At 38.2% G+C, this 21,883-nt stretch carries 17 protein-coding genes; 12 read left to right on the top strand and 5 right to left on the bottom strand.

Annotated features, from left to right (window positions below; translation table 11 throughout):
* Positions 1-40: 40 nt before the first annotated feature.
* Genes KO02_RS05140 through KO02_RS05150 form a run of 3 tightly spaced genes read left to right on the top strand, consistent with a single transcriptional unit; the run spans position 41 to position 5,997 of the window.
* Complete coding sequence (locus KO02_RS05140) at positions 41-3,385, top strand: SusC/RagA family TonB-linked outer membrane protein (protein WP_081918309.1); 3,345 nt, start codon at positions 41-43, stop codon at positions 3,383-3,385.
* 10 nt (positions 3,386-3,395) lie between these two features.
* Positions 3,396-4,748 carry a RagB/SusD family nutrient uptake outer membrane protein gene (locus KO02_RS05145; RefSeq protein ID WP_038696412.1) on the top strand — a complete coding sequence of 451 codons (1,353 nt, stop codon included), beginning with the start codon at positions 3,396-3,398 and terminating at the stop codon, positions 4,746-4,748.
* Positions 4,749-4,752: 4 nt separating this feature from the next.
* Positions 4,753-5,997, top strand: coding sequence for a TlpA family protein disulfide reductase (locus KO02_RS05150; protein WP_038696414.1), 1,245 nt, complete (start codon positions 4,753-4,755; stop codon positions 5,995-5,997).
* A gap of 60 nt (positions 5,998-6,057) precedes the next feature.
* Here the strand turns inward: KO02_RS05150 and KO02_RS05155 are convergent, their stop codons facing one another.
* Complete coding sequence (locus KO02_RS05155) at positions 6,058-6,285, bottom strand: hypothetical protein (protein ID WP_038696416.1); 228 nt, start codon at positions 6,283-6,285, stop codon at positions 6,058-6,060.
* Positions 6,286-6,311: 26 nt separating this feature from the next.
* Positions 6,312-6,641, bottom strand: a complete 330-nt coding sequence (locus tag KO02_RS05160; protein WP_038696418.1) for a hypothetical protein — start codon at positions 6,639-6,641, stop codon at positions 6,312-6,314.
* Between the two features lie 326 nt (positions 6,642-6,967).
* Here KO02_RS05160 and KO02_RS05165 point away from each other — a divergent pair, with 326 nt between their 5' ends.
* Positions 6,968-7,495 carry an RNA polymerase sigma factor gene (locus KO02_RS05165; protein WP_038696420.1) on the top strand — a complete coding sequence of 176 codons (528 nt, stop codon included), beginning with the start codon at positions 6,968-6,970 and terminating at the stop codon, positions 7,493-7,495.
* Between the two features lie 44 nt (positions 7,496-7,539).
* Positions 7,540-8,835 carry a FecR domain-containing protein gene (locus KO02_RS05170; protein ID WP_038696422.1) on the top strand — a complete coding sequence of 432 codons (1,296 nt, stop codon included), beginning with the start codon at positions 7,540-7,542 and terminating at the stop codon, positions 8,833-8,835.
* Between the two features lie 222 nt (positions 8,836-9,057).
* Here KO02_RS05170 and KO02_RS05175 read toward each other — a convergent pair whose 3' ends face one another.
* Complete coding sequence (locus KO02_RS05175) at positions 9,058-9,510, bottom strand: hypothetical protein (protein WP_038696424.1); 453 nt, start codon at positions 9,508-9,510, stop codon at positions 9,058-9,060.
* 124 nt (positions 9,511-9,634) lie between these two features.
* The gene (locus KO02_RS05180; RefSeq protein WP_038696426.1) at positions 9,635-12,169 is read right to left on the bottom strand and encodes an ATP-dependent Clp protease ATP-binding subunit; all 2,535 of its coding nucleotides are present in this window, start codon (positions 12,167-12,169) and stop codon (positions 9,635-9,637) included.
* Between the two features lie 181 nt (positions 12,170-12,350).
* On the opposite strand from KO02_RS05180, the gene ettA reads away from it, so the two are divergent.
* The 7 genes from ettA (at position 12,351) to ccoS (ending at position 20,885) form a co-directional block, all read left to right on the top strand.
* A complete protein-coding gene (gene ettA / locus KO02_RS05185; RefSeq protein ID WP_038696428.1) occupies positions 12,351-14,033 on the top strand; it encodes an energy-dependent translational throttle protein EttA in 1,683 nt (560 codons plus the stop codon).
* Between the two features lie 3 nt (positions 14,034-14,036).
* Positions 14,037-15,227, top strand: a complete 1,191-nt coding sequence (locus tag KO02_RS05190; RefSeq protein WP_038696430.1) for a PAS domain-containing sensor histidine kinase — start codon at positions 14,037-14,039, stop codon at positions 15,225-15,227.
* A 6-nt stretch (positions 15,228-15,233) separates the two neighbouring features.
* Positions 15,234-16,295, top strand: coding sequence for a response regulator (locus KO02_RS05195; protein ID WP_038696432.1), 1,062 nt, complete (start codon positions 15,234-15,236; stop codon positions 16,293-16,295).
* A gap of 196 nt (positions 16,296-16,491) precedes the next feature.
* A complete protein-coding gene (locus KO02_RS05200; protein ID WP_038696434.1) occupies positions 16,492-16,905 on the top strand; it encodes a lactate dehydrogenase in 414 nt (137 codons plus the stop codon).
* A gap of 4 nt (positions 16,906-16,909) precedes the next feature.
* Positions 16,910-18,286 carry an oxygen-independent coproporphyrinogen III oxidase gene (gene hemN / locus KO02_RS05205; RefSeq protein ID WP_038696436.1) on the top strand — a complete coding sequence of 459 codons (1,377 nt, stop codon included), beginning with the start codon at positions 16,910-16,912 and terminating at the stop codon, positions 18,284-18,286.
* 9 nt (positions 18,287-18,295) lie between these two features.
* The gene (locus tag KO02_RS05210; protein WP_038696438.1) at positions 18,296-20,683 is read left to right on the top strand and encodes a heavy metal translocating P-type ATPase; all 2,388 of its coding nucleotides are present in this window, start codon (positions 18,296-18,298) and stop codon (positions 20,681-20,683) included.
* Positions 20,684-20,708: 25 nt separating this feature from the next.
* On the top strand, positions 20,709-20,885 hold the full coding sequence (gene ccoS / locus KO02_RS05215; RefSeq protein ID WP_038696441.1) for a cbb3-type cytochrome oxidase assembly protein CcoS: 177 nt from the start codon (positions 20,709-20,711) through the stop codon (positions 20,883-20,885).
* A gap of 19 nt (positions 20,886-20,904) precedes the next feature.
* Here ccoS and KO02_RS05220 read toward each other — a convergent pair whose 3' ends face one another.
* Positions 20,905-21,870: an FAD:protein FMN transferase gene (locus tag KO02_RS05220; RefSeq protein WP_200878602.1), complete on the bottom strand. Its 966-nt coding sequence runs from the start codon at positions 21,868-21,870 to the stop codon at positions 20,905-20,907.
* Between the last annotated feature and the right edge of the window lie 13 nt (positions 21,871-21,883).

Consider the following 21,883-nt stretch of genomic DNA (forward strand, 5'->3'; position numbering starts at 1 on the left):
AAAAAGGGTAAGGGGAGTGTTATGCCTAAAAATTCAAATTATGAAAAGAAAAATAAACCATATAAACAAGCTCTGGGGATATCTCCAGAAGCTATCTAAACATAGGGGAGACGGCTTGCTGTTGATGAGCAAGATGCTGTTTTTGACCCTAGTATTGAACTCTTTTATGGTTAGTTTATATGCTCAGGCGCCCCGCAAGGAAAGCGGGGTGAATGGGCAAATATATGAACTCACAGGACTTGTGGTGTCCGCCCTAGATGGTAAACCGATGCAAGACGTATCCATTCGTATCGATGATGAGAATCTAAAAATCCGAGCATCTAAAGAGGCAACTTTCCAGGTACTCGTCAAAAATCGAAAAGGGGAAATAAAATTCAGTTACGTCGGCTACAAAACCCAAAAACTCAATTATACCGCAGGAGTATCATTAACTGTGAAATTGATACCCGAAGACAATGTAATGGAGGAAGTGGAAGTAGTATCTACAGGTTTTCAGAAAATCCCGAAAGAAAGAGCGACTGGAAGCTTTGAATTTGTGGATAATAAGTTGTTCAATAGGAAGGTGTCGACAGACTTTGTGAGTCGGTTGGAAGATGTGGTGCCTAGTATATCGTTTGATAAAAGTTATGCTTCTGGTAGAGGCAAGGTGTTGGGATTTAGTGTTCGTGGCGAAAGTAGCATTAGTACTATAAAATGGCCTCTAGTTGTTGTTGACGGAGTTCCATATGAATCTAATTTTGATTTTTTAAATGGTTACTTTAATAATATTAATCCTAATGATGTTGAAAACATAACCGTATTGAAAGATGCAGCAGCATCTTCTATTTGGGGTGCTAAGTCTGGTAATGGTGTAATTGTGATAACCACCAAACGTGGGAAATACAATCAACCATTTCAAATATCGGTAAATTCTAATGTGACTATCGGGAACAAGCCTAATTTATACCTCTACCCGCAAATGGCAAGTGCCGATTATATAGAAGCTGAACGTTTCCTTTTTGATAAAGGTTATTGGAATAGTAAAATGAAAAGATACAGCACCAATTTAACTCCTGTTATTCAGTTATTAAAGAAACATAAAGAAGGTGATATTGGAGATTCTGAACTAGAAGGTGGACTAGATGCCTTAAAAGATATCGATATGCGCGAGGATTTTTTGAAGTATATTTACAGAGAGTCTACCAAGCAACAGTATAATGTCCAATTGCGCGGTGGTTCGGAAAAAATAAATACACAATTCTCCATTGGATATGATAAGAATCTAGAAACCGTTGTTACCTCTTCTTACAACCGTCTTACTCTGAAGAACAACACCCAAATGAGGCCCGTCAAAAATCTAAGTTTGGATTTAGGGATAACCTACACCGAGTCAAAAAGAAAGGACAGCGAAAGCCCTATGGGGTATAATCAAATGGGACGAGGTACTGGTAACTTTCCGTACATGCGGATGGCAGATGAAAACGGTAATTCTCTCGTGGTAGATGCGATCTCTCGAAATCCAATCTTTCGCGACACCGTAGCTGGCGGAAGATTATTGGACTGGAAATATAGACCTTTAGATGAGTTGTTTGAAACCCATGAGATCACCAATATTCGGGAGACCTTTGTAAATTTGCAAGCTGCATATCAGATTAAACCTACACTTAAAGTCTCCGGATTATATGCTTACCAACAATCCTATCAACCTACTGAAGAATGGCGGGGAATGGGCTCGGTCTACCAAAGAGAATTTATCAATTATAGGGCATCTTGGAATGATGATGAAGTGATTTGGAATATTCCTGTAGGCGATTATTTGAATACCTTGTCTCGATCTAATACCACACATCAGAGTCGAATACAGCTGGATTATACTAAAAATTGGTCGGATAAGCATAATCTAATAGCTATAGCGGGTACTGAACTAAGGCAGGTTAAATCCGCGATGAGAAGCTCTGTTTTTATGGGATATGATCCGCAAACCTTGACTTTTCAACCGGTAGCATATGGAAAACAGATCAAGGCATTAAATGGAATTGGGGGATCGACTCAATTGACCGATTATTCACAGATGGAAGCGTACACCAATCGTTATGTATCGTATTTTGCCAATGTAGCTTATACCTATAACTCCCGATACGTGATTAGTGCAAGTGCCAGACAGGACGCCTCCAACCTGTTTGGGGTAAGTACCAATGATAAATTTCAACCTTTTTGGTCTGTAGGTGGGGCTTGGGTACTTTCAAATGAATCCTTTGTAAATGAACAGTTATTTCCATTGTTGAAGTTGCGGGCTACTTATGGTTATAACGGTAATGTGAACAATAGCACTGCTGCCTATCCGATTATTTCATTGCAATCCGCTCCTCATTACATGACTGGTAATCCCTATGCTACCATGCAGTCGCCTCCCAATCCAAGCTTAAAATGGGAACGTGTAGGAATGTTGAATTTGGGGTTGGATTTTAATTTCAATAATCGGATATCTGGAAGTTTAGAATATTATATTAAGCGCCCGAAAGACTTGATTGCCAGTACGAAGATTGACCCAACGACTGGTTATAGTACATTGAATGTCAATTCAGCAGATCTGGATGGTCGTGGAGCGGATATATCGATCAACACAGATGTTATTCAAAATACTCAATTTAAGTGGTCATCTAATTTTGTATTCGCGTATAATACCACGAAAGTTAAACGTTCGTTTATTTCAGACAAAAGAGCAGACAGCTTTGTTTCATATCCTTATTACGGGGCAATGACAGCAGTAGAAGGTTTAGACCTTTATAGTTTACTGACGTATAAATGGGCAGGTCTAAGTCCAGAATCAGGAAAACCAAGAGGATATTTGAATGGTGAGGTGTCAGAGGATTATTTTGCGTTGGTATATGGGGCAGAGATTGATGATTTGGAAAACCACGGCTCTTCTAGACCCACCTACTTTGGGTCATTTCGAAATAGCTTTTCCTATAAGAATTTAGAGCTCTCTTTTAACATCTCTTATCAACTGGGTTATAAATTTATAAGAACATCTTTTGATAACCGGTTTTTTATTAATAATGATTTAGGTCATGCTGATTATGCTAAAAGATGGCAAAGACCTGGGGATGAAAAATGGACGGATGTGCCTGCTTTTGTTTATCCAAGTAGTATACCTGCATCTGAAATGTATTATTCATCTTCAGCATTGGTGGAGCGTGGAGATCAGATCAAATTGCGGGATATCCAGTTGAGTTACACTTTAACCCAAATGAATAAAATTGGTGTAAAGAATGCTCGAGTGTATGCCTACGTACAAAATATAGGGACTATATGGAGGGCAAATAAGCTTAATATTGATCCCGAGTATGGAGAGTCTATTCCTGATCCAATGTCCATTTCATTGGGACTTAATTTCAACTTGTAAATCATAGATTATGAAACTTATCGTATATATTCTGCTCTTAGCAGCGCCACTTGTTGGCTGTGCTGACTTTTTAGATATCAAACCCAATCAAAAGATGGCTGTACCTAAAACATTAGAACAGGCAGACATTTTGTTAAATGATTATAGCAGTATGAACACTGGGTATCCTAATCTGGGGGAAATAGCTGCAGATGATTATTATTTGAATTCAGCGGATTTAAGTGCAGTTGAACAGGAAGATGAAAAACTGAGCTATAATTGGTCTGGAACGATGATCACGATGAATACACAGTGGCAAAACCCATACAAAACGGTGTATCTGGCCAACCAGGTATTAGAGATATTACAAAAACTAGAAAGCAGTTCTGATTTTGTCAAATATAAGCAAGTAATGGGAGGAGCTCATTTTTTTAGAGCTTTTGCCTTTCATCAGCTTGCTTCGGTGTTCACCTTGCCCTATAACCCTACTACAGCACCACAGGAGTTGGGTATTCCTTTAAGATTGGATCCTGCGTTAGATTATAGATCAATACGGAGCAGCCTAGAACAAACTTATCAACAGATCATAAACGACTATAATATGGCCATCGGTAATCTTTCAATAGTAGAAACTCGTAAAGGTAGACCACATAAAGCAGCAGCATATGCGGGGTTGGCAAGAGTTTACTTGGATATGCAGGATTATGCCAAAGCATATGCTTACGCCGACTCGAGTTTGAGCCTCAAACATAGCTTAATGCAGTATAGTATGCGTGATCATACGATCAGGTTTCCTTTTGAACGTTTTAATGAGGAAGTACTTTTTCCAGCGACGATGCTATTTAGTTATGGATTAGATCAGTTCTTAGCTCGGGTCGATCCAGAGTTGTATGAAATGTATGCTGATAACGATTATAGAAAGCAATTGTACTTTCAGCATAATGATGCTGATCCTGAGACTTATGGCTTTAGAGGTTCTTATGATAATAGTTCAGCCATTAACTTTATCGGATTGACGACTGGTGAGACCTATCTGATCCGGGCTGAATGTGCTGTTCGTATCAATCGTAAGAATCAAGCTTTAGCTGATATCAATATGCTCCTGTCGCATCGTCTTAAAGTAGCTGAATTTCTACCCATTACTGAATCTGATCCAGATAAATTATTACGGATTATATTAGGTGAGCGAAGAAAGGAATTAATGTTTAGAGGGCGACGTTGGTCCGATTTGAAACGACTCAATCAGGATGTACGTTTTAAAAAGACATTGATTCGGGTACTCGATGGGAGAGAATATCGATTGGAGCCAAACAGTCTGAAATATGCGCATTTAATACCTGAGTTGGCCATAATGGAATCAGGTATGACACAAAATAAACGTTAGACCTATGAATAAGATATTAATAAATTTATTGATCCTATTGTTGTCAAGCTCGATAGTCAGTGCTCAAAAGGATACAGATCGTAGTCAAGAATTGAAAGTAGGACAGCATTTGCCAAAATTAGCTGCTTTTCCTGTGTTGAACTACAGTAGGGGGAATATTGACTTAAGTACTTTGCAGGGTAAAGTTGTTATTTTAGATTTTTTCGATACTTTTTGTGTTAACTGCATAGCAGCAATGCCCAAGCTCCAGCAGCTTCAGAATGAATTGGGAGACAAATTGCAGGTGATCTTGGTTACTTGGCAAGACAAAGCAACGATCGAAAATTTTTATAAGAGCAATGCATTTCTTAAAGAGCATAAAGTTGCCCTTCCAACCATATATGAAGATACGCTATTGCGTCTTTATTTTCCTCATAAAGGGGTGCCTCATACAGCTTGGCTCAAGCAGGGGAAAGTTCAGGCGATAACATTTGCAGATTTTGCTAAAGCGGAGCATGTGGAAAAACTCTATTTGGAAGGTAAGATACATTTGCCTTTAAAAGCAGATTTTAGAGATGAATCATCCCCGGTTAGTATTAATAAACTTGTGGATGGATCGCTTGTTAATCTTTCTATATCGGGATATCAAGATGGTAAAATGTGGCATGGAATTCAAATTAAAAAGGATAGCGTTACTCAAAAAAGGAAAGTGAGTTTTTATAACCGTGATATTCTTGGTGCATATACTGCGGCACTCAGCCTTATAAAAAAACCAACATTTGTTTTAAAAGAGGAGCGTATAAAGTGGAAAGTTAGCAACCCAGATCGCTATCGTTATTTAGCTAGTGGAGATGGTAAGAATAGCTGGCTACTGGATCATGGCATTTGCTATGAGCGTATAGATGTACTTGACATCGATACACAACGTGTGGCAAAGGTAATTATTAACGATCTTAATAATGGATTGGGATTGAATGTCTATTGGTCAATAGAGGAAATTCCATGTTTGGTACTGCAACGATTGGATGATGATGCTGTAATTATTGAAAAAAGCGAAGATGGACTGGAAGGGACAGAGGTATTGGTGTTTACAATTGATTATTTAGGGAAGTTTCCGCCGGTTTTTGACGAGGTTAAGTCTACAGTGAACATTAAGGTTGACGACTATTCAAGTTTGGATGCTCTTAATAAGCAATTGCAAAATCAGGGATTGGTTCTAAAAAAGGATGCTCGGAAAATGGAAGTTTTGGTCTTTGAAGAAAGCGAGTAATACAAATAGGGGTTAGCTCCTCGCTAACCCCTTTATTATACAAGTGTACCTCGCTAAAACCTACCTATCCCGTAACTTAACATTGGCAGACTCTTGACCTGAGTGTAAGGCTGTGATCATCTCGTCTTTCAATGTTGCAGATAATTCAGGTTTTAATCCTGAAGTGTCTGCATTTGCTTGAACAGCACAGATTTGATCTTGACCTCCACAACTTGGTGGAGTAGTTTCTAATGTATAGTTGTTAGGAGTAAGAGGGTTACCAGTTGCCGATAATTTAAACCAGTTCATTTGCACCTCCGTCTTTTATACTATTATCATAATTTAGTTAATTGATCACAATACTTGATCAGGGTATTGGCCCCCTGCAAATTCCGAAAGAAAGATGCTTTTTCTTGGTATTGGGACTCCTTATTCGACCAAAAAAGTTTTTCCTTGTACCCAATGGGGAAACTCGTAAACTTACGTCCATGTGCATCGTGCACCGGACCGGCGCAACAGCAGCTTCCGAGTAAAGAACGCAGGCTTTGCCCAATTCGGTCAACCATCCTGCAGCATATCGCTGTGGTGGCATAGCTTGCGCTTGCTACCCCGATTCTATACGGTGGTTTTCCAAATTGTCCTTTTCTATTTGTCTGCTTTTGCATGATCTTTTATTTTAATCTTTTTCGTTATAAATTCTCTAGTTCTTGTGAGTAAGAGAATTTATTCGTCGTATTACTGCAGTCCAATTTCCTGCCGCTATTTTTATGCAACTATTTATTAATCAGATATTTAATTTTGTTTGTTTAATTTTTGTGTTGTATCTTTGTTTTAACCATTAATAATTTCATCGTCTTCTATATATAACTGTCCTAACTAGAGGAAATGTACCCCCTGTATTTTCATTTATTTTTTAAATGTCTGATTATCAGGTTGATAATTTTTATTAAAATGGTTGGGATATATGAAATATGGAAGTAAAACCTAAGATATGGAAAAGGAAACCTTTAGTACATTGATTGATGATCCTGATCAGGGGATACGGCTCATCGTAGAACATTTTCGAGTTCAATTATTGGGGCAGATCAGCCGTTTTATTCATAATGATGATGAATTGGTCAAAGATGTGTTTCAGCTTACATTGATAGCGATATGGAAAGATCATCGAAACATTGGTGAAATGGCTGATCCCTTTGTATGGATAATGGCGATAGCTCGAAATATTGCTTATTGTACACTTCGGTCTGAACGAAAGCATCTTAAAGAACCAATCGAAGACCATGTGGATGTATGCAGTAATGAACTGGCGGATACGAAGCTGGTCTACCAAGAGACGCTTAATGAGCTGATGCTACAGGCAACAGAGCTTACTCCAATGGAAAGGAATATTTTGATAGGCTCTAAAGTCGATGGAATGGATAATAAAGAATTGGAAAAAGTCCATAAGCTCAAGCCGCAACGGGTCAGGAACTTACTGAGTTCTGCACAGAGGAAGATCAGAAAGCTATTTAAGCGTTGATCGGAACATTCAATTGAGTTATTCATATACTAGAACGGATTAAAATGGGACACAACAATATAAATATTGAAGACTTAATCAGAAAGCAATTATTGGAAGAGATTACCACAGTGGAAGAGCTGTTGTTGGAACGGGAGAAGTCTCGGTATTCGGAAGATGTGTATGAGTTGATGGTTATCGAGGTGCTACGGGATCTGGGCGGACAATTGCCCAAAGGTATATTGCGGGATTGGCAGCCTGATGTTGAGGCTATCATCAAAAGAGCAAAAGCCTTAAAACTTGATGAGGAATTAGTAGTAAAAATGCCAAAGGATGAAAAGATATTCTTGGCTATTGTTGCTGCTGTGGCTGTACTCTTCTTCTTTGGCTCCGTCGCTATTAATTATTTCAAAGTACGAGATGATGTTAATTATATACTGTCAGTGGGAAGCAACAGTCTGCATTTTGCGCATGACGGAGATATCCCGTCTGAAGAGTCTTCCTGTATGCTATTGGTCGGAGACTCGACCTGGGTAAAAGTATATCCTGATGATGTGGGAAGGATAAAGCAGGTGGGGGATTTATTGATTAGCAGAACTAGAGAGGGTGTGTTGAAGATTGAAAAAGTAGAAGGTGATGGTTATGAAGAGCCAACAATGATAGCAAATCTGGAAATCTACACGGAAGCACGGCAACAATGTGTACTGGAGACCGAAGATGGTACCCGCATCAGGATGAATGCGCAGTCTTGGGTGCGATACCCGATACAGAAAAGGGACACCACTTACATTGATTTGATAGGTGAGGCTTATATGGCGACCAGTAAAAACACACTGGTTGTAGGTACTGTGAAAGGTAAAGTGACTGCAACAGCGAGCGACTTTGTCATTAGAGCAACAAAGGATCATACCAAGTTGGTGCTTAATAATGGGGAGGTGGATCTGTATTCCTATAGTTTGAGGAAAAGCGAGCTCTTGTATTGCCCCGGTGATCTTGGGGTACTGATGGCAGAACGGTCGGATAAATCAGGTTTGGAAATAGATACTCTTTTTCGAGAAGTTAATGTGGATTTTGAAATGGCTAAGATGTGGACCCGTAAAATCCGCACTTATAAAAATATATCATTGAGGATATTTGTAGACGAAATGAGCCGTTGGGAAGGGTTTACTATAAAACAATGGGACTGTTTGCCGCAGGATAAGTTAGTCACGGTATCCGTACATTATCAGAGTAATAGAGAAGTGGTTTATAGCGCCATTCGTGACGCTGGCTTGATATTGTATGAAAATAGGGGAAGGATCAGCTTCTGTCCAGATGATGATAAAAATAAGATATCAATGATTGGAAGGAGGAAAAGATGATGATGAGCAACCAAAAAATAATGGGAGGCATGGCTTAGAATCCGTACCACAGTTCAAGGAGAACTACACCTAATACGCAACAAAAAATGATTCATATTTTTTATTAAAACAAATTTATCTTTACAGCACATACCTCATGTTAAGGTTTTAAGTAAGGAGGGGCAGCTAATAGAAAATGAACATAAAAAAGCCTCAGAATTTTACGCACTGAGGCTTTTTCTGTTATTCGACATAGTCTGTGTCTGAAATTATAACTTTGACAATTAAATCTCTCGTTGGAAAATTGATTAAGGCATCATCCAATGGATCCTCACCAATAATCATCACTTCACCTATTTTGTAATCAATATGAAAACTTATTGGAGCCGATTGTCCATTACCATAATCAAATGCAAATGAAGCAGGAAGAATTTTGTACGATGATTCTTTATTTAAGCTCATATGTACAGAAACGTCACCTTGATCAACGTAATATTGTGTAAGCTCTGGTAAACTTAGCTTATGGATAATGCGACCGCTATTATCAGAAGTCCATTGATTTGGCTTGATCGTATAAATAAAAGATCTGCCTGGATTAACAGTTATGTTTTCTTCAGTAATATACTCTTTCGTGCAAGAACTAAACACAGTTAAGGTTGCACCACCTATTAATAGGGCTGATAAAATTCTTTTCATATCTTTATTTTTCTTTTCTAAACTAATGAGATTGTCAAACGATGTAAAAGTTTAACATTCTATTAACACTACTAACAAAAAATGCACCACTAATGGTGCATTTTTATAAATAACTCAAATTCTATTAATCTTCTTTCTTATCAGCAGGCTCGATTGGTCTTTCAGAACGATCGGCAACTACTTCAATTTCTTTCGTTTCAGTATTTAAATCGACTTTTAGACGATCGCCAGATTTGATATCACCTTTTAATATTTCCTCAGCGATTGGATCTTCCAAATACTTCTGGATTGCTCGTTTTAATGGACGGGCTCCAAAATTAGTATCATATCCTTTCTCTGCAATAAAATCTTTAGCAACATCACTCAAGTCTATCGTATAGCCTAAATCTGTAATTCGACCAAAAAGAGATTGCAATTCAATATCAATGATTTTAAAGATATTCTCCTTAGATAACGAGTTGAAGACAATTACATCATCAATACGGTTTAAGAACTCGGGAGCAAATGCACGTTTTAAAGCTGTTTCGATAACAGTTCTAGAATGTGAATCCGCCTGTGTAGTTTTTGCCGCAGTGGTAAATCCAACACCTTGACCAAATTCTTTTAATTGACGTGCTCCGATATTTGAAGTCATGATGATGATTGTATTTCTAAAATCAACTTTACGACCTAAACTATCTGTCAATTGACCTTCGTCCAATACCTGCAACAACAAGTTGAAGACATCAGGATGTGCTTTTTCAATCTCATCCAATAAGATGACGGCGTATGGTTTACGACGGACTTTCTCTGTTAATTGTCCACCTTCTTCATAACCCACATATCCCGGAGGCGCTCCCACTAAACGGGAAATCGCAAATTTCTCCATGTACTCACTCATGTCGATTTGAATCAACGCATCTTGAGAATCAAACATAAAGCGCGCTAACTCTTTTGCTAGCTCGGTTTTACCAACACCAGTAGGACCAAGGAAAATGAATGAACCGATTGGTTTTTTCGGGTCTTTTAAACCTGCACGTGTACGTTGGATAGCTTTCACTAATTTATGTACAGCGTCATCTTGTCCAATGATTCTATTTTTCATCAAGTCACCCATGTTCAATAGCTTTTGACTATCTGTTTGGCTCACACGTTGTACAGGAATACCCGTCATCATCGAAACAACTTCAGCAACATTATCTTCAGTTACGACATAACGTTTCGCTTTAGTTTCTTCTTCCCATGCTAATTTTTCACGGTCGAGTTCCTCCAACAGTTTTTTCTCAGTGTCACGTAACTTAGCAGCTTCTTCATATTTTTGACTACGAACCACACGATTTTTCTCTAATTTGATTTCTTCGATTTTCTCTTCGATATCAATAATCGTTTGTGGAACATGTATGTTCGTCAAATGCACACGAGAACCAGCCTCATCCAATGCATCGATAGCTTTATCAGGTAAGAAACGATCGGTTATATAACGAGTCGTTAAGCTTACACAAGCCTCAATAGCCTCCGGAGTATAGTTTACATTATGATGCTCCTCGTATTTTTCTTTAATACGATTTAAAATTTCAATCGTTTCATCATGAGTCGCTGGCTCAATGGTTACGCGTTGAAAACGACGATCCAAAGCACCATCTTTCTCGATGTATTGGCGATACTCATCTAATGTTGTAGCACCGATACATTGAATTTCACCCCTCGCCAATGCTGGCTTGAACATGTTGGATGCATCCAATGAACCCGAAGCTCCACCAGCACCCACGATAGTGTGAATTTCATCGATAAATAAGATCACATCAGGTGATTTCTCCAATTCGTTCATCACCGCTTTCATACGCTCTTCAAACTGACCACGATATTTCGTGCCAGCAACTAAAGAGGCTAAGTCAAGTGTGACAACTCGTTTTCCGAATAAAACACGTGATACCTTACGTTGTACAATACGTAGTGCAAGTCCTTCTGCAATCGCAGATTTACCAACACCCGGTTCTCCGATTAACAACGGATTGTTTTTCTTACGACGTGATAAAATCTGAGAAACGCGTTCTATTTCTTTTTCACGACCTACGATAGGGTCAAGACGACCTTCCTCTGCGGCTTTTGTTAAGTCACGTCCGAAGTTATCCAAAACCGGAGTTTTAGATTTAATATCAGAGACCTTTTTAGGTTGAATGAATTGCTCTTCCTCAGGGTAATCGTCATCACCAGTCGACGATCCTGGAGCCTCATCACGAATTGTTGTCTTATTTTGTTCTACTTCCGCTTTGAAGATATCATAACTCACTTGATATTGCTGCAATATTTGAGAAGCGATATTATCCTCATCTCTTAAAATTGCCAATAATAAATGTTCTGTTCCTATGATTTCACTTTTAAAAATCTTAGCTTCTAAATATGTGATTTTAAGTACTTTTTCTGCTTGTTTTGTAAGTGGCATATTGCCAATAGGAGCGCGAGATACAGATGAGCTTTTCACGGCCTCCTCTACAGATAGACGTAAAGCTGCAGTATCGATTCCGATATTTTTCAGAATCTTGATTGCCATGCCATCACCTTCACGAATCAGACCTAACAATAAATGTTCCGTACCAATATAATCGTGACGCAATCTCAAAGCCTCTTCTCTACTGTACGATATGACATCTTTTACGCGCGGTGAAAATTTTGCTTCCATGTAATTTACCTTTCTTTTAATGACCAGAATGATATAAATGTAATAAATTTACTTTATCAATCCTTAATATTTTAGTAATATTTATCAACAATTAAGCCATCCTACAAATTCGATCAAAATGTCAGTATAAAAGTTTACATTTGTGTGTATTTATTGTCCAAATAAAGTATAATTGATTAGTATGTCAGACGAAAAAATAATCTTTTCAATGGCGGGTGTCAACAAAATCTACCCCCCTCAAAAACAAGTTTTAAAAAATATTTACCTTTCTTTTTTCTACGGTGCAAAGATTGGTGTAATCGGTCTTAATGGTTCGGGTAAATCCTCATTATTAAAAATAATTGCCGGTTTAGATAAATCATTCCAAGGTGAAGTTGTTTTCTCTCCAGGGTATTCTGTTGGCTATTTAGCGCAAGAGCCTATTTTGGATCCTGAAAAAACTGTTTTGGAAATTGTCCAAGAGGGTGTTGCTGAAATAACTGCTATCTTAAAAGAATACGAAGAAATTAATGAAAAATTTGGCTTACCAGAAGTGTATGAAAATGCAGATGAGATGGATAAGCTTTTAAACAGACAAGGTGAGCTTCAAGATATTATTGATGCGACTAATGCTTGGGAAATTGACTCGAAATTAGAACGCGCAATGGATGCTTTACGTTGTCCTGAACCAGATGCGAAGATTGCCAATTTGTCAGGAGGTGAGCGTCGTCGTGTAGCAATGTGTCGTCTTTTACTTCAAGAACCGGATGTTTTATTGTTGGATGAGCCTACCAACCACTTGGACGCAGAGTCTATTGATTGGTTAGAACAACATTTACAACAATATAAAGGAACTGTCATTGCCGTTACCCACGATAGATACTTCTTGGATAATGTGGCTGGTTGGATCCTTGAGTTGGATCGTGGCGAAGGTCTTCCTTGGAAAGGAAATTACTCTTCTTGGTTGGATCAAAAATCAAAACGCTTAGCGCAAGAAGAGAAAACAGAATCAAAACGTCAGAAAACATTAGAGCGCGAGTTGGAATGGGTACGTATGGCGCCAAAAGCGAGACATGCCAAATCTAAAGCGCGTCTTCATAACTATGATAAATTAGCATCTGAAGAAACGAAAGATCGTGAAGAAAAATTAGAACTGTTCATCCCGCCAGGACCGCGTTTAGGAAATGTCGTGATCGAGGCGGATAATATTTCTAAAGCCTATGGTGACCGTATTTTATTTGAAAATTTAAGTTTCTCACTTCCTCCTGCTGGTATCGTAGGTATTATTGGTCCCAATGGTGCTGGTAAGACAACTTTATTCCGCCTAATCACTGGTCAAGAGCAACCGGATACCGGTACATTTAAAGTAGGTGAAACCGTTGTTATTGGATATGTAGATCAAAACCATGATGACCTTGATCCTGAGAAATCAGTATGGGAAAATATTACCGATGGTAATGAAAATATCATGCTGGGCAATCGCTCGTCAAACTCGAGAGCATATGTTTCTAAGTTCAACTTTAACGGTGCCGATCAACAAAAGAAAGTAGGTGTTTTATCAGGTGGTGAGCGTAACCGTGTACACTTGGCAATTACATTAAAGAAAAGTTCTAACGTACTGCTTTTAGATGAGCCTACCAACGATATTGACGTAAATACCTTACGTGCTTTAGAAGAAGGGTTGGAGAACTTTGGTGGTTGTGCTGTAGTCATCTCCCACGATAGATGGTTCTTAGATCGTATCTGTACACATATTCTAGCCTTTGAAGGTGATTCTCAAGTGAGATTCTTCGAGGGTAACTATTCGGAATATGAAGAAAATAGAAAGAAAAGACTTGGTGATGTTACACCACATCGTCTAAAATATAAAAAATTAGTAAAATAGTTCATGGACAGTGCGAAGCTTTTAGAGGCGATTATTGATCATGCTATCGATGGGATTATTACCATTGATAATCGCGGTATTATAGAATCTATCAATCCGGCAGCTTCTAGTTTATTTGGTTACACTGGAGAAGAGGTAATAGGCAATAATGTTTCGATGTTAATGCCCGAGCCGTACCATAGTGAGCACGATAGCTATATCAGTAATTATAAAAGTACAGGTCATAAAAAAATAATCGGGATAGGAAGGGAGGTTCTTGGAAGGAAAAAAGATGGAACCACCTTCCCGTTTCGTTTGGCTGTGAGTGAGGTATGGTATAAAAGAAGAAATATTTTTACCGGATTTATTCATGACCTTACACGAGAGAAACTGGCAGAAAATCGACTAAAAAGACACGCCGTTGAACTGGAGCAAAAAGTAAGCGAAAGAACGAAGGATTTGATCATGCTGGTGTCGGAGTTGGAAAAAACAAAGGCTGAAGTCTCCAAATCCTTGGAAAAAGAAAAAGAACTTGGTCAGTTAAAATCGCGGTTCGTTTCCATGGCTTCACACGAGTTTAGAACGCCATTGAGTTCGGTGCAATTATCCGCAGCCTTAATCGATAAATATATCGAAAAACCCGATTTTGCTAGTGTGCTAAAACATACCAACAAGATCAAAGGTTCAGTTCAATTACTAACGAGCATCTTAAATGATTTTCTTTCCTTAGAAAAGCTCGAAGCTGGAGTGGTCACGGTAGATAAAAAGATGATTAATGTAGTCGAATTAGCAGAAGAAATTACTGAAGAGATGCAATTGATCTGTAAGAAAAATCAACATATCATCTATCAACATACCGGTGCCGTTGGTATATTTATGCTGGACGCTAACTTATTGAAAAATGCAGTTGTCAATTTGATTTCAAATGCCATAAAATATTCCGGAGAAGACACTTTCATTGAATTTAATACGATAGTTGACGCGGATACCTGTATTATAAAAGTGCGAGACAATGGCATTGGTATTCCTGTAGAGGAACAGGTCAATCTATTTGAACCATTTTTTAGAGCACATAATACGGGTAATATTCCGGGTACTGGACTTGGATTGAATATCGTGAAACGCTATGTTCACCTCATGGAGGGCACATTGGAATATAAATCTGCCATTAATGAAGGAGCTTTTTTTAAGATGATATTTACGCAAGAAAAATAGTTGTAAGTGGAAAAGAAGACAATACTAATTATAGAAGATAATTCAGATATCCGAGAGGGAGCGACAGAGATTTTGGAGTTAACCGGTCAATATCATGTAATCGCTGCAGAAAATGGACGCTCTGGAGTGGAACTTGCAACCACTCATTTACCTGATTTGATATTGTGCGATATTATGATGCCCGAATTGGATGGTTATGGGGTTTTATATATTCTCAGTAAAAACGAAGAAACGGCTCATATTCCATTTATTTTTATGACTGCTAAAGCTGAACGCTCGGATATGCGAAAAGCGATGGAATTGGGTGCTGATGATTATCTAACAAAACCTTTTGATGACGTCGAACTGCTAAATGCGATAGACGTTCGTTTTAAAAAACGTGGACAAATTGGAGAGGCCATCACCATCAAGAATTCTTTATACCTCAGTTCTGAAGAACAAGATTTCCTGTTAAAGGAATTGGTCGATAAATCGCGTGTTAAAGTATTTAAAAAAAAGCAACCCATTTACGAACAAGGAGATTCTCCGGTATTCGTTTATTTTGTAATAAGTGGAACTGTCAGAAATTTTCTTTGTTATGAAGATGGGCGTGAACTTTCTACAGATATGCAGTTAGCAGGTACATATCTAGGTTATGAAGCCATGTTATTGAATGAGAAATACTCCGATAATGTGGAAACTGTTGATAAATCTGAAATTGCACTCATTAGTAAGGAAGATTTTTTTGAATTGATGTACCGAAAACCACTGATAGCAGGAAAGTTTATTAAACTACTAACGGGTAATATCAGGGGAAAAGAAGAACAGCTGCTGGGATTCGCCTATGGTACCGTTCGTAAAAGAATCGCAAATGCCTTAATCAGTGTTGTTGAAAAAAGTATGGACCTGGGGAATGACGATGAATGTGTTATTCAGATATCCAGAGAGGGAATAGCGACGATTGCAGGTACTGCAAATGAAACTGTTTCTCGTATTCTTTCTGATTTTCGAGATGAAGATCTAATTGCTAAAGAGAAAAGTGCAATCCGTATTATATCGGTTAAAAAGCTTCGAAATATTAAGCAATAGCGCATTTTTTGCTGACTATAAAATATAAAAGGGGTGGATTCAAAAGAATCCACCCCTTTTATATTTTTAGACCATTGACCATTATCGCTTAAATATGTGACGAAGATCACTTTTTTAGCTGACCAACTTCATGTGTAAGAATTTGAAGTCTATTTACTTTTGTTTTATTCGGATTTAGAATTTCAAAAGAGATCGCATGAAAGTAGTTGTTTATAGTATTCAGACTCATGAAAAGGAGTTGTTAGCAGTAGCCAATGGCAAAATGCATGATTTGACATTAATCGCCAATGGCCTTAATGAAGAAACTAAAGTGTATGCTTCGGGAAAGGATGTTGTGGTCATTTCGGGAGCTGATATTTTGAAGTCTTCCATGATCCAGACCTTAAAAAGTATGGGGGTGGCCAGAATTATGACACGTACCTTAGGAACCGATCATATTGATTTGGTGGAAGCGGGAAATTTAGATATACAAGTAGCCAATACGCCATTTGAAGATCAAAGTCCAAAAGGAATTGCAGAACAAACGATCCGTAATTTGAATTTGTGGGGCGCAGGAAAATGCGTAGGTACCGCTTGTTGCTGTTTGAAAGATTGTCCTGTAAAATCATAGGTTCATGATAGACAATACAAGCGAATCTAGACTGCAAGCATTAATCGAAAAATACAATGTTGCAGCTCCACGTTATACGAGTTACCCAACCGTTCCTTTTTGGGATAATGATCATTTTTCTCCTGATGAATGGTCTACAAGGGTCTACCATTCCTATCAAAAATCGAAAGATGCTGGAATAAGTCTTTATATCCATCTTCCGTTTTGTGAAAGTCTATGTACCTACTGTGGATGCAATACAAGAATTACAAAAAACCATAGGGTTGAAATACCATATATAACTAGTTTACTAAAAGAGTGGGGGATGTATACAGCAATATTGAAGGATGGTGCGCCTTTGATCTCTGAAATTCACCTCGGTGGAGGAACCCCTACTTTTTTTGCACCAGAACATCTTGCAAAACTGATTAACGGTATTAAAGCACAAGCTCAAATCGCTAAAGATGCGTCATTTTCATTCGAAGCGCATCCGGGTAATACGACTTATGAGCACTTAGCTGTTTTGTATCAATTAGGTTTTCGAAGATTGAGCTTAGGAATTCAAGATTTTGATCCATTAGTACAATTCACAATTAATAGAAAACAGGAAGTGGCAGATGTGCAGCGTGTGATGCGAGAGGCACGTACACTTGGCTACACTTCTATTAATTTTGATTTAATATACGGTTTGCCTAAACAGAACCTAGCGACCATAACCGATACGCTAAAAGCATCTCTAAAACTGAATCCGGATCGCATATCTTTTTATAGTTATGCCCATGTCCCTTGGATTAAACCTGGGCAGCGTCATTATACAGAAGAAGATCTACCAAGAGGCGAAGAAAAATTAGCGCTATATACAGCTGGAAAAAAATTAATACAAGAGGCTGGATATGAGGATGTCGGGATGGATCATTTTGCTAGGATAGGTGATGAGCTGTTTCTTGCCTTTCAGCAAGAAAGACTCCATCGTAATTTTATGGGATATGCCGATCGTTATCGCCCACTTCTTATTGGTTTGGGAGTGTCATCTATCAGTGATTCGTGGGATGGTTTTGCGCAAAATGCGAAAAGTGTCGAAGAGTATCAAAAACTGTTAGCACAAAATGAAATCCCTGTAGTGAAAGGGCACCTACTTGATCCAGAAGATTTGGTCATTAGGCGGTATATCCTGGACCTCATGTGTAAAGGAAAAACAAAGTTCGTTAGCGGGTTTCCTTTCAATGAAGCGATTTTAAATAGATTGGAAGTGATGATATTGGAAGGATTGGTTACGGAGGAAGAGGATATTATCACGATTTCTCCATTAGGTAAGTCCTTTTTGAGGAATGTATGTATGCAATTTGATTTGAAGCTCCAACAGTCTAAGGGAGAAAAGAAATTATTTAGTCAAGCTATTTAAGATAAGACAATGGTTGAAATTAAGGATATCCAAGTAAATCAATCTTGTTTTCATTGTGGTGACGCGCTTCTTTCGAGCGATTATAGGTACGATGATCATGATTTTTGTTGTTTAGGTTGTCAGACGGTATACCAGATTCTACATGATAATAATCTGAAAAGTTATTATCGCTACAATCAACATCCTGGTAAATCGAATAAAGGGGAAATTGCAAATCTGGCATACTTAGATGAACCAGTAATTGCTGATAAATTGATTGATTTTAAAGGGGAGCAGATTACCATCGTTACTTTTTATATCCCTGTCATTCACTGTAGCTCTTGTATTTGGTTGTTAGAAAATTTATATAAAATAAATCCAAACGTGCTATCCTCGCAGGTCGATTTTATGAAAAAACAGGCGAGTATCACATTTAAACACCAAGATCTATCGCTTCGCAATCTTGTCGCCTTATTGATAAGTATTGGCTATGAGCCTAAAGTTACCTTGCAGGATATCGTTAAAGAAGGAAAAAAAGCGAATTCAAATCCATTAATTGCTAAAATAGCAGTTGCGGGGTTTTGTTTTGGAAATTCCATGATGTTGAGTTTTCCGGAATATTTCGGACTTGCATCATTTGAAAAATCATATTCTTTGTTTTTTGGATATGCAAATTTATTATTTGCGATACCTGTACTGTGTTATAGTGCATCAGATTATTTTAAATCTGCATTTCTAAGTATTCGCCAAAAAAGATTAAATCTGGATGTACCATTGGCCTTAGGGATTTTTATCTTATTTGTGCGTACTGCGTATGATGTCATCACGCAGTCAGGAGCAGGCTTTGCAGATACGTTATGTAGTTTGGTGTTTTTTATTTTGATAGGAAAATGGATACAGGAAAAAACCTATCATCATATATCTTTTGAACGGGATTATAGGAGTTATTTTCCAGTGGCAGTCACCACGATAGTCGACGGAAAAGAAAAAGCGATACAGCTTGCTGACCTACAGATCGGAGATCGTATTCTGGTACGTAATAATGAAATAATTCCTGCTGATGCGCTATTGTTAAATGGAGAAGCTTGTATAGACTTTAGTTTTGTAACAGGAGAATCAAAACCAGTTGCCAAAACTTTGGGTGAAGTCATCTATGCAGGAGGGCGTCAAACGGCTAAAGCCATCGAGTTGGAGGTCGTCAAGTCTGTATCCCAGTCTTATTTAACCAGATTGTGGAATAATGAAAATTATAAACACTACGATAAGCCATTCCAAACCTTTATTGGGTACATCAGTAAATATTTTACGATTGTTTTATTATTGATTGCTGTTTCTGCGACAGTATTTTGGATGATAGACCAAGATGGCAACAAGGCTTGGGGTGCTTTTACAGCAGTATTGATTATTGCCTGTCCCTGTGCATTGGCATTAAGTTCTCCTTTTACCCTTGCAGCCGCTTTAAGTGTGTTCGATCGAAATAAATTTTATGCCAAAAATGCAGCAACAGTAGAACAGATGGCTACGGTCGATACCGTAGTTTTTGATAAAACAGGAACAATTTCTTCTCCAATGGTGAATGGGATTGCTTTTGAAGGTTTCTTAACCGCAGAGGAAAAAAGATTAGTATATTCTTCTTGTCGTAATTCAAGTCATCCTTTGAGCAGAGAGATCGTCAAATGGATGGAGGATATAGAAGCTGTCCCGGTAAATAGCTATCAGGAAAGTGTAGGTGAGGGGTCGGTTACGCATATTGGTAGAGCGATCGTCAAGATAGGGAGCGCCCGATTTGTCGGTGCTTCTAAAACTATTGGTGAAGAATCCCACGTATTTGTTTCGATCAATGGTGAAGTAAAAGGTTGTTTCTCCATGGAACAGTCATGGCGTCCAGGATTATCGGGTGTTATACATAACTTAAAAAAATATGATCTGCATTTGATTTCTGGTGATAATGATCATAAAAAAGATGTTTTGAAGGATCTTTTTCCACCAACAGCCCAACTCATGTTTAATCAATCGCCATTGAATAAATTGGAAATTATAAACTTAATCCAAGAAAATGGAAGACATATCTGTATGCTTGGTGATGGCTTAAATGATGCTGGAGCATTGAAGGCTGCCGCATTGGGAATCGCAGTTAGTGATGATATCAATAATTTTTCACCTGGTTGCGATGCAATTTTGGATGGTGCTTCGTTCGAAAAATTACCGCAATTTTTTGACTTTAGTAAAGATGTGGTACGTGTGATACATTTGAGTTTCGGTATTTCACTTTTCTATAATGTCATTGGGTTGAGTTTTGCCGTCCAAGGTCAGATGTCGCCATTATTTGCTGCGATATTGATGCCCATCAGTACTGTCACCATTATATCTTTTACGAGCTTGTTGACACATTGGTATGCCAAGAGGAGAGGCTTATAGTGATTTTATTAAATACAAATAGTGTATGAGTATTATTTTTATGTTGATTGGGTGTAGTGTATTTCTTGCTTTAATATTTTTAGGGGCATTCTTTTGGGCTAATAAAACAGGACAGCATGATGATACCTATACACCTTCTGTCCGTATTTTATTTGATGATGATTTGGAAGAGATAGAACCTAAGCAGGTGCTTAAAAAATAGTAGTGGGCATGAGGAGTACCTAGTTACTCTTTAACACCTTGCCTTTATCTGTAATGAATAGGTAGTCGTAATCGGGGAATCTTTTAACCAATTTTACACCCTCTTTTTGGCCTAGGACCATAATGGACGTACTTAATGCATTGGCAAATTCTGCTGATGGACCATAGATCGTAACACTCGTGAGACCGGTTGCAGGGATACCCGTTTTTGGATTGATGATATGGGCATATCGTTTGTTATCAATCTCAGCATATTTCTCGTAACTACCTGATGTTGCAACAGCACTTTCTTTCATCTTCAGTATTTTAATCGTTTTGTAAGACTTAAAGGGGTTTTTAATCCCGATTAACCAAGGTTTGTTATTAGGCTGAAGACCCCAAGTGGCGATATCGCCAGAAGCATTTACGATTCCTGCTTTAACAGACTTCGCCTGCATCAAAGTTCTACCCATATCGGCAGCATAGCCTTTTCCAATTGATCCAAAACCAATCTTCATACCAGGCAAGGCGAGGTAAATACTGCTATTTATGCTATCTAAAATAATGTGGTTATAACCTACTTTTTCGACCGATTTACGAATTACTTCTTCTGAAGGTAATGCCGTCATTGATCCGTCGAATTGCCAGATTTTGTCTAAAGCAATGATGCTGATGTCGAAAGCCCCATTGGAAAGTTGTGCATATGCAATTGCCCTTTTTGTCAAATTAAAAACTTCGCGATCTACCCTTACTGGCTTGATCCCTGCATTGCGGTTAACTTCTGAAATCTGACTTTCAGGTCGCCATTCTGATATGAGATTCTCAATACGCGATACTTCAGCAATTACCAAATCAATATGATGATGCGCTGTTGTGCTATCGTGGTCAACGACAGTAATCTCAAATACAGAGCCCATCAAAGTAGCTTGTTGCCTCACGACAATTTGTGCATGGCTGTAGCTGTAATGGAAAAGTAGGAAAGTAGCGAGCGTATACAAAAACTTCATAATCTGTTGCGTG

The organism is Sphingobacterium sp. ML3W, from assembly GCF_000747525.1.
GTDB lineage: Bacteria > Bacteroidota > Bacteroidia > Sphingobacteriales > Sphingobacteriaceae > Sphingobacterium.